Origin of the sequence: Duganella sp. CF402 (genome assembly GCF_900109645.1) — a bacterium.
GTDB lineage: Bacteria > Pseudomonadota > Gammaproteobacteria > Burkholderiales > Burkholderiaceae_D > Rugamonas.
The window spans coordinates 269,130-287,187 of sequence record NZ_FOBG01000002.1 but is presented as its reverse complement, the minus strand read 5'-3'; the positions used below and the strand labels follow the sequence as shown (position 1 = coordinate 287,187).

At 63.1% G+C, this 18,058-nt stretch carries 20 protein-coding genes; 8 read left to right on the top strand and 12 right to left on the bottom strand.

Annotated elements, in window-relative coordinates:
- Window positions 1-10: 10 nt before the first annotated feature.
- The 6 genes from BMZ70_RS19435 to BMZ70_RS19410 are packed head-to-tail and all read right to left on the bottom strand — an operon-like array spanning window position 11 to window position 5,669.
- On the bottom strand, window positions 11-691 hold the full coding sequence (locus BMZ70_RS19435) for a cyclic di-GMP-binding domain-containing protein, MshE-related (protein WP_092278477.1): 681 nt from the start codon (window positions 689-691) through the stop codon (window positions 11-13).
- A 12-nt stretch (window positions 692-703) separates the two neighbouring features.
- The gene (locus BMZ70_RS19430; protein ID WP_092278476.1) at window positions 704-1,708 is read right to left on the bottom strand and encodes an AraC family transcriptional regulator; all 1,005 of its coding nucleotides are present in this window, start codon (window positions 1,706-1,708) and stop codon (window positions 704-706) included.
- The gene (locus BMZ70_RS19425) at window positions 1,705-2,250 is read right to left on the bottom strand and encodes a DUF2059 domain-containing protein (protein ID WP_092278474.1); all 546 of its coding nucleotides are present in this window, start codon (window positions 2,248-2,250) and stop codon (window positions 1,705-1,707) included. Before BMZ70_RS19425 ends, BMZ70_RS19430 begins: the two co-directional genes overlap by 4 nt.
- Window positions 2,251-2,269: 19 nt before the next feature.
- Window positions 2,270-3,871, bottom strand: coding sequence for an OmpP1/FadL family transporter (locus tag BMZ70_RS19420; RefSeq protein WP_092278472.1), 1,602 nt, complete (start codon window positions 3,869-3,871; stop codon window positions 2,270-2,272).
- A complete protein-coding gene (locus BMZ70_RS19415) occupies window positions 3,871-4,875 on the bottom strand; it encodes a transporter (protein WP_092278470.1) in 1,005 nt (334 codons plus the stop codon). Before BMZ70_RS19415 ends, BMZ70_RS19420 begins: the two co-directional genes overlap by 1 nt.
- Window positions 4,876-4,898: 23 nt before the next feature.
- Window positions 4,899-5,669, bottom strand: a complete 771-nt coding sequence (locus tag BMZ70_RS19410; RefSeq protein ID WP_092278468.1) for a C39 family peptidase — start codon at window positions 5,667-5,669, stop codon at window positions 4,899-4,901.
- Between the two features lie 543 nt (window positions 5,670-6,212).
- Between BMZ70_RS19410 and BMZ70_RS19405 the strand changes: the two genes are divergently transcribed.
- From BMZ70_RS19405 to BMZ70_RS19385, 5 genes are all read left to right on the top strand, one after another.
- Window positions 6,213-6,722: a DUF6160 family protein gene (locus BMZ70_RS19405; protein ID WP_092278466.1), complete on the top strand. Its 510-nt coding sequence runs from the start codon at window positions 6,213-6,215 to the stop codon at window positions 6,720-6,722.
- A 131-nt stretch (window positions 6,723-6,853) separates the two neighbouring features.
- Complete coding sequence (locus BMZ70_RS19400) at window positions 6,854-7,363, top strand: DUF6160 family protein (RefSeq protein ID WP_092278464.1); 510 nt, start codon at window positions 6,854-6,856, stop codon at window positions 7,361-7,363.
- Between the two features lie 47 nt (window positions 7,364-7,410).
- Window positions 7,411-8,202 carry a hypothetical protein gene (locus BMZ70_RS19395; protein ID WP_092278462.1) on the top strand — a complete coding sequence of 264 codons (792 nt, stop codon included), beginning with the start codon at window positions 7,411-7,413 and terminating at the stop codon, window positions 8,200-8,202.
- A complete protein-coding gene (locus tag BMZ70_RS19390) occupies window positions 8,202-9,029 on the top strand; it encodes a DUF6160 family protein (protein WP_092278460.1) in 828 nt (275 codons plus the stop codon). The genes BMZ70_RS19395 and BMZ70_RS19390 overlap by 1 nt, the downstream gene beginning before the upstream one ends.
- Complete coding sequence (locus BMZ70_RS19385) at window positions 9,026-9,490, top strand: bacteriocin (RefSeq protein ID WP_092278458.1); 465 nt, start codon at window positions 9,026-9,028, stop codon at window positions 9,488-9,490. The genes BMZ70_RS19390 and BMZ70_RS19385 overlap by 4 nt, the downstream gene beginning before the upstream one ends.
- On the opposite strand, the gene BMZ70_RS19380 is transcribed toward BMZ70_RS19385, so the two are convergent.
- Entirely contained in the window at window positions 9,487-10,632 is a 1,146-nt protein-coding gene (locus BMZ70_RS19380; protein ID WP_092278456.1) for an MFS transporter, read from the bottom strand. The two genes, BMZ70_RS19385 and BMZ70_RS19380, sit on opposite strands and share 4 nt — an antisense overlap.
- Window positions 10,633-10,668: 36 nt before the next feature.
- Complete coding sequence (locus BMZ70_RS19375; RefSeq protein WP_092278454.1) at window positions 10,669-11,676, bottom strand: LLM class flavin-dependent oxidoreductase; 1,008 nt, start codon at window positions 11,674-11,676, stop codon at window positions 10,669-10,671.
- Window positions 11,677-11,739: 63 nt separating this feature from the next.
- Here BMZ70_RS19375 and BMZ70_RS19370 point away from each other — a divergent pair, with 63 nt between their 5' ends.
- Together BMZ70_RS19370 and BMZ70_RS19365 are read left to right on the top strand one after the other, a co-directional pair.
- Window positions 11,740-12,495 carry a substrate-binding periplasmic protein gene (locus tag BMZ70_RS19370; protein ID WP_092278452.1) on the top strand — a complete coding sequence of 252 codons (756 nt, stop codon included), beginning with the start codon at window positions 11,740-11,742 and terminating at the stop codon, window positions 12,493-12,495.
- Window positions 12,496-12,587: 92 nt separating this feature from the next.
- The gene (locus BMZ70_RS19365; protein ID WP_092278451.1) at window positions 12,588-13,460 is read left to right on the top strand and encodes a TraB/GumN family protein; all 873 of its coding nucleotides are present in this window, start codon (window positions 12,588-12,590) and stop codon (window positions 13,458-13,460) included.
- Here BMZ70_RS19365 and BMZ70_RS19360 read toward each other — a convergent pair.
- From BMZ70_RS19360 to BMZ70_RS19350, 3 genes are all read right to left on the bottom strand, one after another.
- A complete protein-coding gene (locus BMZ70_RS19360) occupies window positions 13,457-13,855 on the bottom strand; it encodes a hypothetical protein (RefSeq protein ID WP_229205502.1) in 399 nt (132 codons plus the stop codon). The genes BMZ70_RS19365 and BMZ70_RS19360 overlap by 4 nt on opposite strands.
- 374 nt (window positions 13,856-14,229) lie before the next feature.
- The gene (locus BMZ70_RS19355) at window positions 14,230-14,622 is read right to left on the bottom strand and encodes a VanZ family protein (RefSeq protein ID WP_092278447.1); all 393 of its coding nucleotides are present in this window, start codon (window positions 14,620-14,622) and stop codon (window positions 14,230-14,232) included.
- Between the two features lie 291 nt (window positions 14,623-14,913).
- The gene (locus BMZ70_RS19350) at window positions 14,914-15,678 is read right to left on the bottom strand and encodes an SDR family NAD(P)-dependent oxidoreductase (RefSeq protein WP_092278445.1); all 765 of its coding nucleotides are present in this window, start codon (window positions 15,676-15,678) and stop codon (window positions 14,914-14,916) included.
- Between the two features lie 94 nt (window positions 15,679-15,772).
- Here BMZ70_RS19350 and pyrF point away from each other — a divergent pair, with 94 nt between their 5' ends.
- Complete coding sequence (gene pyrF, locus BMZ70_RS19345; RefSeq protein WP_092278443.1) at window positions 15,773-16,594, top strand: orotidine-5'-phosphate decarboxylase; 822 nt, start codon at window positions 15,773-15,775, stop codon at window positions 16,592-16,594.
- Between the two features lie 3 nt (window positions 16,595-16,597).
- Here pyrF and sbcB read toward each other — a convergent pair whose 3' ends face one another.
- Window positions 16,598-18,040, bottom strand: coding sequence for an exodeoxyribonuclease I (sbcB, locus tag BMZ70_RS19340; protein ID WP_092278441.1), 1,443 nt, complete (start codon window positions 18,038-18,040; stop codon window positions 16,598-16,600).
- Window positions 18,041-18,058: the final 18 nt, after the last annotated feature.

Genomic DNA, 18,058 nt, shown 5'->3' with positions numbered 1-18,058 from the left:
ACCCCGAACTTTAGTGGAAACCGAGGGTGATGGTGGTGCCGGTCAGGTCGATGCCTTTGATGGAGATGCTGCCGAAGCTGCTGCCCTCGGTGCCTTTCACGCGGATGTTGTTGAAGGCGATTTCGCCGATCGAGGACGGCAGGCTCAGGGTCAGCGAGCCGTCTTTGTTGATGGTGGCGGCCGCCTTGCTCGGGTCGTAGACCACGTTTTTCATCGTGGTGTCGGCTTCAAGGAAGCCTAGCACCGGATTCAGCAGCTTGCTGATCTCACCTACGACTTCCAGGTTATTGCCTTTGGCGTGTTTGACGGCGTTGACCAGGTCGTCGCTCAGGCCCTGCGCGGCGGTGTCGCCCAGTTCTTCGTCGCTCAGGGCGCGCAGGGCGCGGGTGCTGACGGGCGCGCTGGCGGTCAGTGCGGCTGCCGGCAAGGCTGATGCCGCGTAGGTTTCCAGCGGCGCCAGCAGCGAGGTGGCGATCGCTGCCGCCATCCGCAAACGCCGCTGCTTGCGCAGGGCGTTTTCGATGTGTTCCTGGGTGATCAGGTTCAGGTCGGCAAAGATGTCGCCCAGGCGCTGACCGGTCTTGCGTTGCAGTTCAATCGCGCTGGCCAGCTGTTCTTCGGTAATCAGCTTCTGTTTGACCAGCAGCTGACCCAGCATCGATTTATTTTGGTTGCTCGATAGCCATCCCATCTTGTTCTCCTTTTATGCGGTTTTGCGCGGCTTGACCGGCGCCTGCAGCACGTCCGGCCCTGGCCCCGGCTGGTGCGCCAGGTGCTGGATGTCGGACGGCGCCATGCCGAACCAGCGCTTGCACGCGCGGTAGAACGCGCTCGGCTCGGAAAAGCCGAGCTGGAAACTCAGCATTTTCAGCGACAGTTCGCCCGCGCTCAGCGATTGCCGCGCCAGCTCGCGCCGGGTGTCGTCGACCAGGTTGGTAAAGCTGGTGCCTTCCTCGGCCAGCCGCCGCTGCAGGGTGCGCTCGCTCATCATCATTTGCGCCGCCACGTCGTCGCGGTGCGGCGGCCCTTTCGGCAGCAGGCTGGCCAGCAGCGCTTGCACTTTGGCGCTGAAGGTCGGCGGCTGCGCCGACGCCAGCGTGGCCAGTACGTGCTCGCCGCCGCCATTGGCCAGCGGCGGCGCGGCCGGCAGCGCCGAGACCAGGTCGGTGTCGGAAAATTCCATCACGTTGTGCTGCATGCCGAAGCGCACCGGGCAACCGAAGGTTTCTTCAAATACGTGGGCGTAGTCCGGCTCCGGAAAGTTGTATTCCACCACCACCGGCGCGATGTCGTCGCGGCCCGCCGCGCAGCGCAAGGAACGCAGCAGTACGCACCAGACGAAGTCGTAGCGCTGCTGCGGCACGGCGCGCTGGGCGCCCGGCAGCAGCAGGCCGACGCGGGTGTTGCCGTGGCAGCGTTCGATCGAGCTTTGCACGGTCGGCGACACCAGCATGATGTGGCCCATCACGCCCAGCCAGCCGAGCCGGTGCGGAGTCGAGATTTTCAGCCCGATCAGCGGGTCGCCCGATTGCGCCACCAGCAGTTCCCACAGGTGGCTCAGTTTGTCCGACAGCGTGAGCGCGTCGCAGGCGAGGCCGTCGCCTTCGTCCAGGCCGGCCTGCGCGAACAGCGATTCTGCCTGCACGCCGGATTGCGCCAGGCGCGATTTCACGCCGCGCACCAGATGCAGGGCGGAAGAGTACGTCATGGCGTGACCGCAGCGCGCAGGCGCAGGCCGATTTTTTCTTTCAGGCCCTGCAGCTTGGGATCGATCACCGCACGGGTGTCGGCCGCCACGCCTTCGCCCAGGGTTTTCTGCATTTCCGGCAGCATGGCTTCAAATTTTTTCTTCACCGGCGATTCCAGGATGGCGATCAGCTGCTTGAGTTCTTCCTCGGTGTAGCGCTCGGCCAGCAGGGGGGCGATGGTGGTAGGGATCAGTTTGTCGGCGCTGGCGCGCGTGATCGGTGTGGCATCGGCCATGAACTGCTTGGCTTCGCCGACGATGTCGGTCATGGCGGCGTCACGTTTCTCCGGCGCGGCGCGGCCCTGCAGCATGGCGCGCGCCTGTTGTACTGCATCGGCCACCGGCACTTGCAGCATGGACTGGCCGATGCTGTCGATGTTCCACAGTTTGAGGACCTGGTCGACCAGCGCCTGCTTGGCCGGGGATACCGGCGCAGCGGCGTGGACGCTCAGGCAGGCCGCGCTCAGGGCCAGCAGTATCAGACCGTGTTTGGCTTTTTTCATGTGTGCTCCTTCAAGTAAATCAGAAACGCTTGTTCAATTCGAAACCGAAGTAGCGGACGTGGATATCGCCGCCGACATTTTGTCCCGCGTACGGGTTGTAGATAATGTTGAGGAAGGTGTTGCAGTTCATATTGCAGCTGGTGTTGGCCGGCGTGTAGAACTTGCCGGTCATGTAGGACCCGGTCACGCTGATGTCCATGTTCTTGCTGATCTTGTAGCCGATGCCCACGCTGCGCAGCTTGGTGTCCGGCAGCGGCGCCAGCAGGTCGATCTTGTCGGCCGGGATCGAGGTCTTGCGCGGCTCGTAGCCGAGCCGGATCGACAGTTTGTCGAGCGGATTCAGTTGCAGGCCGTAGGCGAAGTTGACCACGCTCTTGTAGCCGCGCGGGATGATCAGCTTGCCCGAATCCGGGATGCCATACAGGCGCGCCACTTCCAGCAGCTTGACGCTCTGGTCGAACTGGAAGCGCAGCGCGTCCCAGTCGCTCCAGCGCGCGTAGCTGGCGTCCACATTGAGCTGGATGTATTTGATGGGCTTGAGCTTGACGCCCACCTGCACGTGCGCAGGGAAGGGGATGTTGGCGCTCATATTGCCCTTTTGTTCGGCCGGAATGGACGACGGGAAGCCCAGCACCGCGCCGGCGATCGGTCCCAGCAGGCTGGCGTTCATGCCGCGCACGAAGTTGCGCAGCATGGGCTCGGCCTTGAACACATAGCTGCCGGTGTAGTGGGTCTTGGAGCCGCCCTGGTACACCACGCCCAGCGCGAACCTGGGCGACGGCTCCCACAGCACGCCGAGGTTGATGGTGGGATCGAACGGCGCGGTCAGTTCCAGCCGCATATTGGCGGCCTTCTTGAACGGGCTGACCATGCCGTCCTTGCCGCCGCCGCACACGCCGAAGCCGAACACGTCGATGATGTTGCCGCCGTTTTCCGGGCACCAGCCTTTCTGCAGCTGGCCGAACACGCCCAGCAGTTCATTCGGGAAGCGCATATTGGTGTCGACCACGAAGGCTGCGTGCGCGATCGGCACCGAGACGCCGAAGCGCAGGGTGTCGGAATATTTGTAGCCGACCGACGGCGCCGCATACACCAGGCGCTGGATCTGCTGCTGGCGGCCCTGGTACTGGCCCGGATCGTTGGGATCGGTGGTGCGGTCCAGGCTCATGGCCTGCGACATATAGCTGTCGGTGGCGAAGGTCCACGGCGAGCCGGGCTTGTTCCACGCCATGCCGATACCGGGCACGGCCACCGCCGGCAGGCGCCAGCCCGGCATGCCGTAGCCGGGCACGTACATGATCTGCTTGACCGGTCCGGTGGAGGTATTGGACAGCGGGTCGTCGCGCCAGCCGCCGACGTCGAAGCCTTCGCCCGGCGTGAAGCGGGCGCTGGTGCGGATCGAGGCCACGAAGTTGTGGATGCTTTCGCTGTCGCCCTCCAGCCGCGCCAGGCCGGCCGGGTTGAAGTGGATCGAGGCGATGCCCGGCGGGTCGGCCGTCACCGCGTTCCCCATCGCCATTGCAACCACGCTGGTGGTGAGGTTTTCGGTCAGCGCGGCGTAAGCCGGCAAGGACACGCTGAGCGTGCCGGCAACGGCGGCGGCAATGGCAAGCTGTTTCATCAGAAGCTCAACGGCAGGTTCATGCCAACGATCAGGTTAGGCGAGTCCGGCGTCAGGCCGATGCCGACCGAGAAGTTGACCGTGGTCTTGGGCGAGATGCGGTAGCCCAGGCCGAGGTTCAGAATGCCCGAGGTCTGCATATGGGTCTTGGCTTCCAGGCCGTCGGCGAAGCGCAGCTTGGTGCCGGCCGAAATCGCTTCCTGGAAGGAGATGGTGGTCGAGATGCCGTACGACAGCGCGTACGCGAAGCCGAGGCCGAAGCCCACGCTCGGTCCCGGCGCCACACGGGTCAGGATGCGCGAGCCGTTGACTTGCCACAGGTTCTTGGCCGGCAGGCTGGCGGTGAAGTTCACCGAGCCGAACAGCGCAACCGGGTCGACGATCTTGTTGACGTTGAGGCCGACCGTGGCGGCGCCGACGCCGCTGCCGGTCGCTTCGCCGCTGCCGGCGATGATCTTGAACGGGCTGCGGCCGGTTGGCAGGCGCACATTGCTGGTGACGGTCAGGCCGGGCTGGTCGCGCTTGGCCTCGAACGGCTGCCAGCGCGCGCCGATGCCGATGTCGCCGATCGAGTTCGACATGCCGCTGCGGGCGGCGGTGTCGGCATAGCGCGAGATCAATGGCAGGGTGACGTTGGCGGTCAGGTTGTCGCGCACGCCGTAGTCGGCCGAGAAGGTGTTGGTCACCGTGTGCGAGTTGTTGTTCTCGATGTTGAACAGGGTGGCGCTGCCGTTGCCGATGTCGGTGACGATGCGGTCTTCGCCGATGTAGCTGTAGCTGAAGTCGTAGGTTACCGACAGCTGGTTGCGGCGGATCAGGGTGTATTGCTTGTCGACTGCCGTCAGGGTTTGCTTGAGCAGGGCGCTCTGGTCGCCTTCGCCTTCTTTTTTTGCGAGTGCGTCGCGCGCGGCGTCGGCGGTAGCAGGCTGGCTGGCTTGTTGCGCCAGCGCCGGGGCGGCGGCAAACGCGATGACTACGGCAAGGGATATGGTGCGTAACATCATGGGACTTCCTTGTGAGAGGGGGATTAGTTGTGGCGCATCCAGGTGCCGGCCGCGCCCGAATTGGCGGCGCGCATCAGCAGCTGGGCGGCATTGCTCAAAGGGTCTTGGCGCCCCTTGCCGGTAACGCGGTCCATGTCGACCACGCCTAGTTCCAGATCGTTCAGCGCCAGTTGCCGCACCGGCGCCTGGCCCTTGGCCGGGGAGATGATGAACAGGGTGTTCTTGTCCCACCAGCGGGCGAATTCCTCGACCGAAAACACGATGTTGCCGGCCGATGGATCGGCGATGTAGACCACGCCGTCGCGGATGCCGCGCAGCACCACGAAGTGCTTGGAGCCGGCATAGTCGATCGGCACGATGGCCGGTTCGTCCAGCGTCATCAAGTCCTTGATCTCGGCCTTGAAGCCGGCGCCGTTCATGCCCAGCGAGCCGACGTAGCGCTTCATGTCGAGCAGGGAAAAGCCGCGCCGCTCGATGATCTTGTCCTTCTCGCCCTTGTCCAGCATGCCTTCCATCGCCTGCTGCTCATTGACCATCACGCCGAGGTGGTAGTTGAGGATGGTGACCAGCGCGGCCGAGCCGCAGCTGTAGTCGAACGCTTGCCGCACGATGTGCTTGTACTTGAGCTCGGAAAACGGCTCCAGCTTGACCGACTGCACGTACGCGCCGCCCCCGCCCAGCAGGCTCTGCGGCATCTCGTACTGGTCCTTGGGACGGTCTTGGGGTTCGTGCCGGGAGACGAACCCGGCGCCGCCGATCATGGCGGCGAGTACACCCAGCAACAGGGCCAGCATGGGTCAGTCCTCGCGCACGCGCGGGAGCGAGCGCTCGCTCGGATGCGCGCGTAAAAAAATGTGGTGTAGGGCCTGGCGCGAAGCTGTAGCGTGAGCTCCGCCCAGAGGCGTCTGGCGCCCCAATGCTGATGTCATCCTGTCTCCAATATTCTAGATTCGAACGGTCGTGCTTATTTAAGCGACAACTCGTCTTTTCATTTTTGTAAGGCATTAACGCACGGTTTTCCGAGCCATCGCATCTGATTTTTTAGAAATGTGACTCTAGCTTTGGGCCGGAAACCTATGCTACGGCAGGAGACAAAAGTGCAACACCTGTCTCACTCTGGATGGCTCGCAGGGCCAAGTCGTTGGCTTTCCCGGTCAGCGCAACAAGCTGGACCCGTGGCTGGGCCGACTCATATGATTAATTTAATTAATATTCAAATATTAAGATTTCTCACCCACCGGGACCGGTCCCCGGTGCTCCTACCCGGAGCGCATGGAGTGGCCGCAGCGGGGTGACCCCCAGATAAAAAATTTATTACTCATAACCGGAGATACCAAATGCAAACCATCAAAACCGCAATCGCAGCAGCCCTGGCAACCCTGGCCTTCTCGGCATCGGCCATGACCCCGATTCAGGACGCTGAGCTGAGCACCGTCAGCGGCCAGGACGGCGTGTCGATCGCCGCCAACCTGAACATCAAGATTGACTCCTTCGTCTACACCGACACCGACGCGCTGGACGCATCGGGCCTGGGCGGCGGTTCGGTATCGTTCAACGGCATCAAAGTGAACGGCCTGATCGCAGCGAACATCGACATCCTGTCGAAGGCTTCGTTCCTGGCCGCTGCCGGCGCTGCTGGCGTGACCAACCCAGGCACCTTCTACAACCCAGCCACCGGTGGCGACGTGGTGCAGATCGCCATCCCATCGACCGTGGTTGCTGACGGCCACTACCTGAACGTGTCGGTTGACTCGATCAAGATGGGCAACAACGCAGCTTCGTTCGGTTCGGTCGCCATGAACCAGATCGACATGCGCGGCACCACCGTGTGGATCTTCGCGCACTAATCCGGCGCGGCTCGCCAGGCCTGTAGCTTGGCCTGACGAGTCATGGACGCTGGTGGCTGCGGGACCCTACACTGGTCTCGCAGTATCAAAAAAACATACACCGATATAAAACCATTAACGGAGACGATCACATGCAATTCATCAAAACCGCAGTCGCTGCAGCCCTGGCAACCCTGGCCTTCTCGGCATCGGCCATGACCCCGATTCAAGATGCAGAACTGAGCACTGTCAGCGGCCAGGACGGCGTGTCGATCGCTGCCAACCTGAACATCAAAATCAATTCCTTCACCTACACCGACACCGACGCGCTGGACGCTTCGGGTCTGGGCGGTGGTTCGGTATCGTTCAACGGCATCAAAGTGAACGGCCTGATCGCTGCTAACATCGACATCCTGTCGAAGGCTTCGTTCCTGGCCGCCGCCGGCGCTGCTGGCGTGACCAACCCAGGCACCTTCTACAACCCAGCCACCGGCGGCGACGTGGTGCAAATCGCGATCCCTTCGACCGTGGTTGCTGACGGCCACTACCTGAACGTGTCGGTTGACTCGATCAAGATGGGCAACAACGCTGCTTCGTTCGGCTCGGTCGCCATGAACCAGATCGACATGCGCGGCACCACCGTGTGGATCTTCGCTCACTAATCAGCTGAGCGGCGGCAACCGTGTGGGCGGTTGCCGCTCCCTATCTTATGACCTCCAAACTACTGCGCCGGCTGGCGCTGGGCGCGGCACTGCTATGCGGCATGCACGCGGCCTCGGCACAGATGCAGCCACTGAGCGAAGACGAGCTGTCGGCCGTCAACGGGCAAGGCCTGGTCACCATGACCAACACCAGCCTGAATGGCTTTGACTTCAGCAAGATCGCGCTCGACGCGGACATTACCCTGAGCGCCAACCTGCGCAATATGCGGCTGGGCGAGTACACCTACGCCGCCCGCAATGGCAGTGGCGCCGACCTTGATATTCCGCTGCTGCAGTTCGGCCGCAGCGATGGCACCGACGCGCAGCGCGTGGTGCAGATCAGTAATCCCTATTTTGAATTCGTCTACAAGAACGCGGCGGACAATGCCTCGCGTGAGGCGATCGGCATGCGCTTCGGCTTCGAGTCGATCAGCGGCGATGTCGGTTTGCAGATCACCACCTTGTCCGGCTCGATGAAAGTGACCGGCACTGCGGCCGACGGCAGCACCATTGTGCTTGACTCGCGCACCGATGCCGGCGGCGGCAAGCGCTGGGACGGCGCCTGCACCGCGCCGTGCCTGACCTTGTCGCAACTGGGCGGCGTGACGGCGGGCGACGCCAGCGGTGGCAGCCGCGATTTCTGGATTTCGCTATTGAAAACGTCGGTGCAATTCCCGGCCGCCAGCGGCCAGCCGGCCAACGACACGGCGCAAGCTGGCATGTGGCTGAACTGGCGCGATAAATTGCAGGCGCTGGCCACCAGCGGCGTGGCGCCGCCTAACTTGCCGAAGGGCCGCTGATGCAGCGCGCGCTGGCGGTGGGCTTGCTGTTGTGCGCGTCAGCCGCGTCGGCGATGGAGCCGATGAGCGATAGCGCGCTGTCCTCGGTGCGCGGGCGCGACGGCGTCAGCTTCGACCTGAACGGCTTTGCCATGAGCGGCGACGCGCGTGTGAGCTACACCACGCCGGTCGGCAGCAGCTTGTATGTGGAAAAATTCCATGCCTCGCGCAGCGATAATCCGCTGCCGTTTTCCGATCCGTTCCGGCTCGATATTTTGCCTTCCGCGCCAGGCCTGGCCGACTACATCAACATCGCTTTCCCGACCAACGCCAATGGCGACCAGCGCTGGCAGCTGGCCTATGACTGGGGCGTGGGTGCGGATGGTGTGGTGCGCGAGCAGGGCAGTGTGGTGGTCAAGGACCTGGTGTTCTATGGCGGCGGCTTGCAGTTCACTACGCCACAAGTCAATGACGGCATCGCGTTTGGCGCGGCGCTGAAGATGGATATTGCGCAGCTGTCGTTCCAGCCGCGCGGACGCGACGATGCGACCGAGGCGATGGTGTTCAGCGGCGTGCATATCGGCGGCGTGGATGGCACGCCGTGGCAGATCGCCCATGTGGCGGCGCAGCCGGGCGTGATCAATGCGCTCAATGACGAGAACGGGCCGCGCCTGCACATCGGCATCGACTGGCCGGATGCGCGCTATGGCAACGGCCAGGCGCCGGCGGGCAGCATCGTGGTCGACAATATTTCGTTCGTGAGTCCGGGGCAGCCGACGGTCGATCTCGGCTCGTCGCGCATTGGATCGGTGCAGATCCAGTACCTTGATATCAAGTTCAAGCAATGAAGCGCGCGCTCCTTTTGATGCTGATGGCGGGCGCCGCGCAGGTCATGGCCGGCGAGCTGAAGCCGCTGGATGACAAGGAGCTGTCGCAGGTCAGCGGCGGCGACGGCATCAGTTTTGCCGCGCACGTGGTGCTGAATGATCCGACGCTGGTCGGCGCGGTGAGCGACAGCCGCTTGTCGCTGGGCTTCAGTGGCGGCGGGCAGAACCGCTACATCGTGTTCAAGAATGTGCGCGGGACGGTGGACATGTTTGCCGTCAGCCTAGGCGTGCAGACGCGCACCGATGGCGGCGGCGACTACATCGCCATCGGGCTGCCGGGTTATGTGCATTACACCAACCTCGGCTTTGAATCGCTGAGCGTGCAGAACGACCCCACCGCACCGGTGACCAACAGCCTGGGCAGCCTGAACATCAACGGCACGGTATCGCTACAAGGCCAGGTCCGCTTCTGGGGGCATTAACGCTTTTCGGTCGCGAAGATGCAGAGCGCGATCAGCGGGAATGCCAGGCCAGTCCACAGCACGCCGGTCCAGCCGTGCGCCGCAAACATCCAGCCGCCCAGCGATGACCCGATCGCACCGCCCATGAAGAACAGCGCCATGTACAAGCCGTTCAGGCGGCTGCGTACTTCCGCCGGCAAGGCGAAGATGGCGCGTTGACCCGTCACCAGATTGGCCGAGACGCCCATGTCGAGGATGATCGAGGCCAGCACCAGCAGGCCGAGATTCACCAGCTGGTTGCTGTGGATCAGCAGCGGCAGCGCAAACGCCAGCGCACCCAGTGTCAGCGCCGCAAAGGTGGTCGAGCGGCTCTTGCCCTGATCGGCGCGATGGCCGGCAACCGGCGACACCAGCGCACCCGTCACGCCCACCAGCGCAAAGATCGCCACGCCGCTCTGGCTGATGCCGAAATGCGGCCCGGTCAGTTCCAGCGACACGCAAGTCCAGAACACGCTGAAGGCGCCGAACATGCAGGCCTGATATGCCGCGCGGCGACGCAGGATGGGCGTGGTCTTCAGCAGATGCCACATCGACGCCAGCAGTTCGAAGTAGTGCATGCCGCCTTGCGGCTGGCGCAGCGGCAGCTTGGCGCGCAGCACGAACGCCAACGCCGCCGTGCCGATCGCGGACAGCACAAAGATCGCATGCCAGCCAAACGTATCGGCCACCAGGCTGGCCACCGGACGCGCCAGCATGATGCCCATCAGCAGGCCGCTCATCACTTTGCCGACGGTCTTGCCGCGCGTTTCAGGCTGCGACAGGTGGGCCGCGAACGGCACCACGATCTGCGCCGCCACCGAACACAGGCCGATGCACAGCGCGGCAAACAGGAACAGGTTGGCGTTGCTGGTCACCGAGGCCGCCAGCAATGCCAGCGCCGTGGTCAGCAGGGCGATGAAGATCAGGCGGCGGTTTTCCAGCAAGTCGCCGAGCGGCACGATGAACAGCAGGCCGATCACGTAGCCGATCTGCGTCAGCGTGACGATCAGCCCGGCCGCGCCGGGATCGAGGCCGGTGGCTTTGCTGATCGGTCCGATCAGCGTTTGCGCATAGTACAGGTTGGCGACGATCAGGCCGGTCGCGATGGCGAACAGCCAGACCATGCCGGGCGAGAGGTCGTGTTTCGTTTGCTCCATCGATTACAGCCCCGCTTCCGCGCGCTGCAGCGATTGCCGCACTTCCGCCGTGATCTCGTAGGAGCGCAGGCGCTGTTCGTGCTGGTAGATTTGCGAGGTGATCATCAGCTCATCGGCGCCGGTGCGGGCGATGAAGTCTTGCAGCTGGCGGCCCACGGTGTCCGGCGCGCCGATGGCGCTGCAGGACAGCACCGAGTCCAGCATCGCCCGCTCCGGCAGGCCCAGCGATTCGAGGTAGCCTTCCTTCGGCGGCGGCAGTTGCGATGGCCGGCCGGTGCGCAGGTTGACGAAGGCTTGCTGCATGGAGGTGGCGCGGAAGTGCGCTTCCTCGTTGCTGTCGGCGGCGAACACGTTAAAGCCCAGCATCACGTAAGGCTTGCTCAACTGTGCGGACGGCTGGAAGCTGGCGCGGTACATGGAGAGAGCCTGCATCATCATCTGCGGCGCAAAGTGGGAGGCGAACGCGAACGGCAGGCCGAGGTGCGCGGCCAGCTGCGCGCCGAAGGTGCTGGAACCGAGGATCCACAGCGGCACCTTGGCGCCTTTGCCCGGCACCGCCAGCACGCGGCCGCGCGGATGGTCGGACATGTAATCTTGCAGTTCCAGCACGTCTTGCGGGAAGGCGTCGGCATCGGAGTCGAGATTGCGGCGCAGGGCGCGCGCGGTGGTCTGGTCCGAGCCCGGCGCGCGGCCGAGGCCGAGGTCGATACGGCCAGGGAACAGGGCTTCCAGCGTGCCGAACTGTTCGGCGATCACCAGCGGCGAGTGGTTCGGCAGCATGATGCCGCCGGCGCCCACGCGGATGGTGCTGGTGCCGCCGGCCACATGGGCCATCACCACGGCGGTGGCGGCGCTGGCGATGCCCGGCATGCCGTGGTGCTCGGCCAGCCAGTAGCGCTGGTAGCCCCAGCGCTCGCCGTGCTGGGCCAGGTCCAGCGTGTTGCGGAAGGAGGTGGATGGGTTGCTGCCCTCGGCAATCGGGGACAGGTCGAGGATGGAAAATGGAATCATGGTGCTACCTAATCTGAAGTGACTAACAATCCCATTGAAAGGGTATGGGTATAATCTTTCGAAATGGACAGACAAGCATACACAGATTGGCTCAAGCGTGCTGGCGGGGCGCTGATTTGCGCCGCCGCGCTGGAGGCTGCAGCGGCCGCGCCGCCGCTGGTGGTGCTGGTCGACACCGGCACGGAAATGCCAATGGCCGAGTTCCAGGATGGCCGCCTCGCGGCCGGCATTCACAAGGATCTGGGGCAGGCGCTGGCGGCCAGGATGGGGCGCGAAGCCCAATTCCTGCTGCTGCCGCGCAAGCGCATCGCGATGGCGCTGGAGTCGGGGCAGGCTGACCTGATCTGCCTGTACCTGCCGCCTTGGCTACCCGGCAATTTCCACTGGACGCGCGGCTTTTTCCCGGTAGCCGAGGTGATCGTGACGGATACCTCGGTGCCGCAGCCGCGCACGCTGCGTGACCTGAGCGGAAAGCCGGTGGCCACGGTGCTGGGCTATGCCTATCCCGAACTGGATGCGCAGCTGGGACAAGGCTTTGTGCGCGACGATGGCCATTCCTCGTCGGGTAATTTGCGCAAGATGGCGGCCGGCCGGCTGCACCATGCGATCACCCAGCAGAGCACGCTGGATTATTACCTCAAGGTTGGCGAGAAGCTATCGCTGTATGCGCCGCTGGTGGTCAAGAATTATCAAGCCCAGTGTGCGGTCTCGCCGCAAGGGCAGGTGCGGATCGGCGCCGTCAACAAGGCGATCGGACAGATTGTCAGGGACGGTAGTGTGAGCAAAATACTCAGCAATTATCAGCAGCACATCAAATAGTGTTTGATTTTGCCGACGATCAACAAAAATAGTTTCAGCCGCGCTGGCGCGTGATTTACCATTGGAAACTCTTCCTTGTAAATCATCCTGCGATGTTCCGCCCTCTCTTCCTCGCTTTGCTGCTGGCTTGCTGCCAGCCTGTGTTTGCCGCCGGCCAGTTGTACCGGGTCACGCATGAAGGTCAAACCAGTTATCTGTATGGCACCGTCCATGTCGGCCGCGACGGGACGTATCCCCTCAATGAAGCTGCCTCGCGCGCACTGCTGGCTTCGCGCGCGCTGGTGATCGAGCTCGATATCCGCGAAGACAAGGCGTTTCAGTTGGCGCTGGCGCGCCATGCCCGCTATCCGGAGGGGGACTCGGTGCAGAAGCACCTGACGCCGACTGCGCTGGAGCAGCTGACGCAGGCGCTGGCGCGGGCCGGCATGACGCTGGCCTCGGTGCAGCAATACAAACCCTGGCTGATCGCCAACCTGCTGGTCGGCGTGGAACTGGACCGGCACGGCTTCCAGCGCAGCCAGGCGGTGGAGTATGCGCTGCTGGCTGCGGCCCAGCAGCAGGACAAGACGGTGCGCGAACTGGAAAGTGCCGATTACCAGCTGGGCTTGTTCGATAGCCTGGACGAGCGCCAGCAAGAGCAGTATCTGCTCGAAAACCTGGCCGACCTCGCCGACGGCGACGCGCTGAAAAAATCGCGGGCGTTGATCGAGGCGTGGAGCGCCGCCGATGGCGCCGGCATCAATGCGGCATGGCAGTCCGCCACCAGCGGCGACAGCGTCAGCGCCGGTTTCATGCAGCGCGTGCTGCTGGGCAAGCGCAATCCCGAGATGGCGGCCAATATCGAGCGCATCATGCAGCAGGACCGGGTGGCTTTTGTCGGCGTCGGCCTGCTGCATCTGGTGGGCGAGGACGGTTTGCCGCAACTGCTCAAGCGGCGCGGCTACCAGGTCGAACAGCTCGATTAGTAGCTCTGCACGGCGCCGTTGCTGTAGCGGATGCGGTCGCCGATCTTGTAGCTGGGCGATGACTCCAGCACCACCATTTGGGTGCTGCCGTCGTCCAGCCGGACGGTGACGCGGTAGACCTTGTCGCCGGGCAGGCCGCCGGCCACCGCCGCGCCCATCACGCCCACACCAACATCCTGCCGCTGCAGCTGGTCGATGGCTTGCACCACGCCGTAGCTGGTTTGCGCGCTGGTGGAGGACGTTGCGCCGGCCGTGGCGGGTGTCGTGGCCGGTGTCGATTGTGCGGCCGTACCGGAGCCGGTAGAGGAGCCGCTGGAGCCGGCCATGCTGGTGCCGCCGGTACTGCTGCTGCCGTAGCCGCTGTCGTTGCCGGCCGTATTGCTGGATTTGTTCATCCTGTCTGCACAGGCTGCCACGGCAAGCACACATAGCGCAGCAGCACACAGATTCGTCATTTTCATCTTCACCTCCCTAAATAACGTGAGAGGGGCGAAACCGCGCTTTGTTCCCTTACCGATGGTTTGGCTTGATGTACATCAATTGAAAGATGCTACCTACACGCAATAATTGTCGGGTATCACTTTAAAGGACATCGATATGTTGACACGCGTGACAGACACCATTATCGAAGAATTAATAGATGCCACCTGCAACGACGTCCGCAGCCGGCACATTTTTCTTCACGCACTGCACGGCTTGGTTCGCGTGGCCAAGGCCGAACAACTCCAGGAAATGCGTCAGGATGTAGAACGGGCTACCGGTGGCGGCATCAATCTGCCGGAAGGATGCGATACCGGCTCCACAGAACCCACATAAACGCCGAGGCCAGCACCGCCGCATTGCAATCAACCAGCCAGTCCGACACCGCCCCGTGGCGGTAGGGGAAGCGGCTTTGCACCAACTCATCCAGCGCGCCCATCAGCGCGATGGTGAGCACGGCCTTGGCTGCGCGCAGCCGGAGGCCGCCACGGCTGCCGGTGAAGATCAGGAACGCCAGCCCTGCGTAGGCGATGCTGTGCAGGATCAGGCCGGTCGCCAGTTCGCCGATGTCCTGGCGGGCACCGGGAATGGAGCCGATCACCAGGATCATCAGGTACAGCACGATGGCGGTCCAGTAGCGCAGGCGGGCGTGGGATGAGGTGAGCAGGATTTGTTTGAGCATGGGGCAGACAATACCATGCACTGCAAAAAAACGGGAGTGGCGCACCGGGCATCCCCGGTGCACCTGGTCTTCAGTCATGCCTATCGGTTGCATGTACTTAAGATGAAGCCAGTATAGGCAGGGATTGTTACGCCGTCATGACAGCGCGCAAAAAAAAAGCCCGCTGACTGGAGCGGGCTTAAAACTATTTTCTTGGAGGAGAATAGTGGAGACAGGTGTAATTATGCTGCGTCGCCAGATATGTGTCTAATTGTTGTTTCAGATACCAGTCATCACTCTGGCGCATAACTATCAATCCTGTACCGGCACCGTGTAATTCAGGGCCAGGCGCCCGCCGTCCACGTACAGGGTTTGGCCGGTCATGTAGCTGGCATCGTCGCTGGCCAGGAAGGCGGCAATCGAGGCCACTTCTTCCGGCTCGCCGCAGCGCCCCATTGGCGTGCGCGACAAAATGGTGTGGCGCGATTCCGGGCTCGACATGACCGCTTTCTTGGCCAGTTCGGTCAGGATAGTGCCGGGGCCGATGCCGTTGACGCGGATGCCGTGCGAGACCAGATTCAGCGACATCACCTTGGTCAGCTGGTTGATCGCGCCTTTCGACACCACGTACGGCACCTGGTTCGGGATGGCCAGCTCGGCGTTCACGCTCGACATATTGATGATGGAGCCGCTCTGCTGCTTGACCATCACGCGCGCCACTGCCTGGCCGCACAGGAACATGGACTTCAGGTTGATGCGCATGACGCGGTCGAAATCTTCCTCGCACACGTCGAGGAAGTTGGCGGCGTGGGTGACGCCGGCGTTGTTGATCAGGATATCGATGCGGCCGAAAGCGGCGAGGGTGGCGGCCACCAGCGCGTCGACGTCGGCTTTCTGGCTGACGTCGGCAGCGAAGAAGCGGGCCTGCTCGCCCAGCTTGGCGGCGGCCTCCGCGCCTTCCGGCTTGATGTCCACCAGCATGACCTTGGCGCCTTCCGCAATCATGCGCTGGGCGCAGGCCAGGCCGATGCCCTGGGTGGCGCCGGTCACGATAGCGACTTTGTTCGATAATTTCATGGTGTAGTCTTTCTTTGGTGGTGAACCCAAATTTTAACAGCCACCAGTGGGCGGGTTACAATAGAGGGTTTGCAATTTTCTTTAGGGGGCCGTCGTGACTTTTATTAACAAATTATCCGCCGCGTGGACGGCCAACGACTCCCTGCTGTGCGTCGGTCTCGATCCGGACATGGCCAAGCTGCCGGCCCAGTTCCAGAACGACCCGCAAGGCATCTATCAATTCTGCCGCGAGATCATCGACGCGACCGCCGACCTGGCGTGTTCGTTCAAGCCGCAGATCGCGTACTTCGCCGCGCTGAGTGCGGAAGACCAACTGCAGCAGATTTGCGATTATGTGCGTGAGAACTATCCGCATATTCCACTGATCATGGACGCCAAGCGTGGCGATATCGGTGCGACTGCGCGCCAGTATGCGCGTGAAGCGTATGACCGCTATGGCGCGGATGCGGTGACCGTCAACCCATACATGGGCTTTGATTCGGTCGAGCCGTACATGGAGTGGAGCGATCGCGGTGTGATTATCCTGTGCCGTACTTCGAATGCGGGCGGTTCGGATCTGCAGTTCCTGGACGTGGGCGGCAAGCCGCTTTACCAGCACGTGGCACAGCTGGTGGCGCAGAAGTGGAACCAGAACGGCCAGTGCGCGCTGGTGGTGGGTGCGACCTTCCCGGAAGAACTGGCGCAAGTGCGCGCGATTGTCGGCGACATGCCGCTGCTGGTGCCGGGCATCGGCGCGCAGGGTGGTGACATCGCGGCGACGGTGAAATCGGGCCGCACCGCGAATGGTGCCGGCATGATGATCAACTCCTCGCGCGCGATTCTGTACGCGGCGCCGCAAGCTGGTGAAGACTTCGCGATGGCGGCACGCCGCGTCGCGCTGGAAACGCGCGACGCCATCAACCAGTACCGCGCTTAACGTTTATTGCGGCGGAGCGACCAGCTCCGCGTACTCATACAGCTCGCCGAGGATTTGCTCGGCGCGCTCGTCGGCTTGCTGCTGCAACTCGTCGATCCGGGCAAAGAAATCGTCGATGGTACGCGCACCGCCTGCGCCTTCGTAGAAGCGCGATGCGCGGTGCTGCTCCCAATGCTCCATCTCGGTCTCCGACAAGGTTTCAGGGAAGTTGCGAGCACGGTAGCGGAACAGCAGTTCCGCCAGCCGCCCATCGCTGAACGACGGCGACGCCACTGCCAGTCGCGCCGGCGACTCGCGCCGCAGCGAGTCCAGCAAGCGCCGGTCTTCCTTGCTGATAAAGCCGTTGTACAAATCCTCGTCCACATCCAGCGGCTCGCCCGGTGGGCGGTAGAACACCTGCTCCCACACCGCGCTCAGATCGCTGCCAGCAGCGGCAATCGCCGCGTGCGCCTTGCCCTGTTCCAGGTCGATGCCCCAGCGGCTCGCCATCGTCGGCGACAAGGTCTTCAGGTTGGATACCAGCATCGGCGATTTGTTCAGGTGGATGCTCTTCACCGGCAAGCGCGTCACGCCTTCCGGCAGCGCGTCGCTGCGGGTGAAGATGCGCATGCGGATGGTGTCCGCATCCAGCGTGAACAGCTCGCTCGGATCGTAGGTGCAATCCCAGACGATGATCTCGTTCTTGTTGGTCGGATGCGTGCCCAGCGGGTAGACCAGTGCGATACAGCCGCGCTCGGCCGGGAACATGCCGCTCACGTGCAGGAAGGGCTGGCGCAGATTCGCCGCCAAATGCATGCCGATCTCGTCGGCCACGCGGTCCTTCTTGTGCAGCGCGAAGCAGAAGTCGAACAACTTGGGCTGGTGCTGGCGGATCAGGCGCGCCAGCGCAATGGTGGCGCGCACGTCGGACAGCGCATCGTGCGCCGACTCGTGCAGCAGGCCGTTGGCCTTGGCCAGGTCTTCCAGCTTGAAGCTCGGCTTGCCGTCTTCCTTGGTCGGCCAGTTGATGCCTTCCGGGCGCAGCGCGTAGGTCATGCGCACCACGTCCAGCAAGTCCCAGCGGCCGCACTGGTTTTGCCATTCGCGCGCGTACGGATCGATCAGGTTGCGCCAGAACATGAAGCGGGTGATCTCATCGTCGAAGCGGATGGTGTTGTAGCCGACGCCAATGGTGCCCGGCTGCGAGAACGCCTGTTCGATGGTGGCAGCGAACTGGTGCTCGGGCACGCCCCATTCCAGGCACTGCTGCGGCGTGATGCCGGTGATCAGGCAGGATTGCGGATCCGGCAGGAAATCGTTGGCCGGCTTGCAATAAAGCATGATTGGATCGCCGATTTCATTCAGCTCGGCATCGGTGCGGATCGCGGCGAACTGTGCCGGGCGGTCGCGGCGCGCCACCGCGCCAAAGGTTTCGTAGTCGTGCCAGAGGAAGGTCTGATTGGTCATAGGTGCTACAGTTATTTT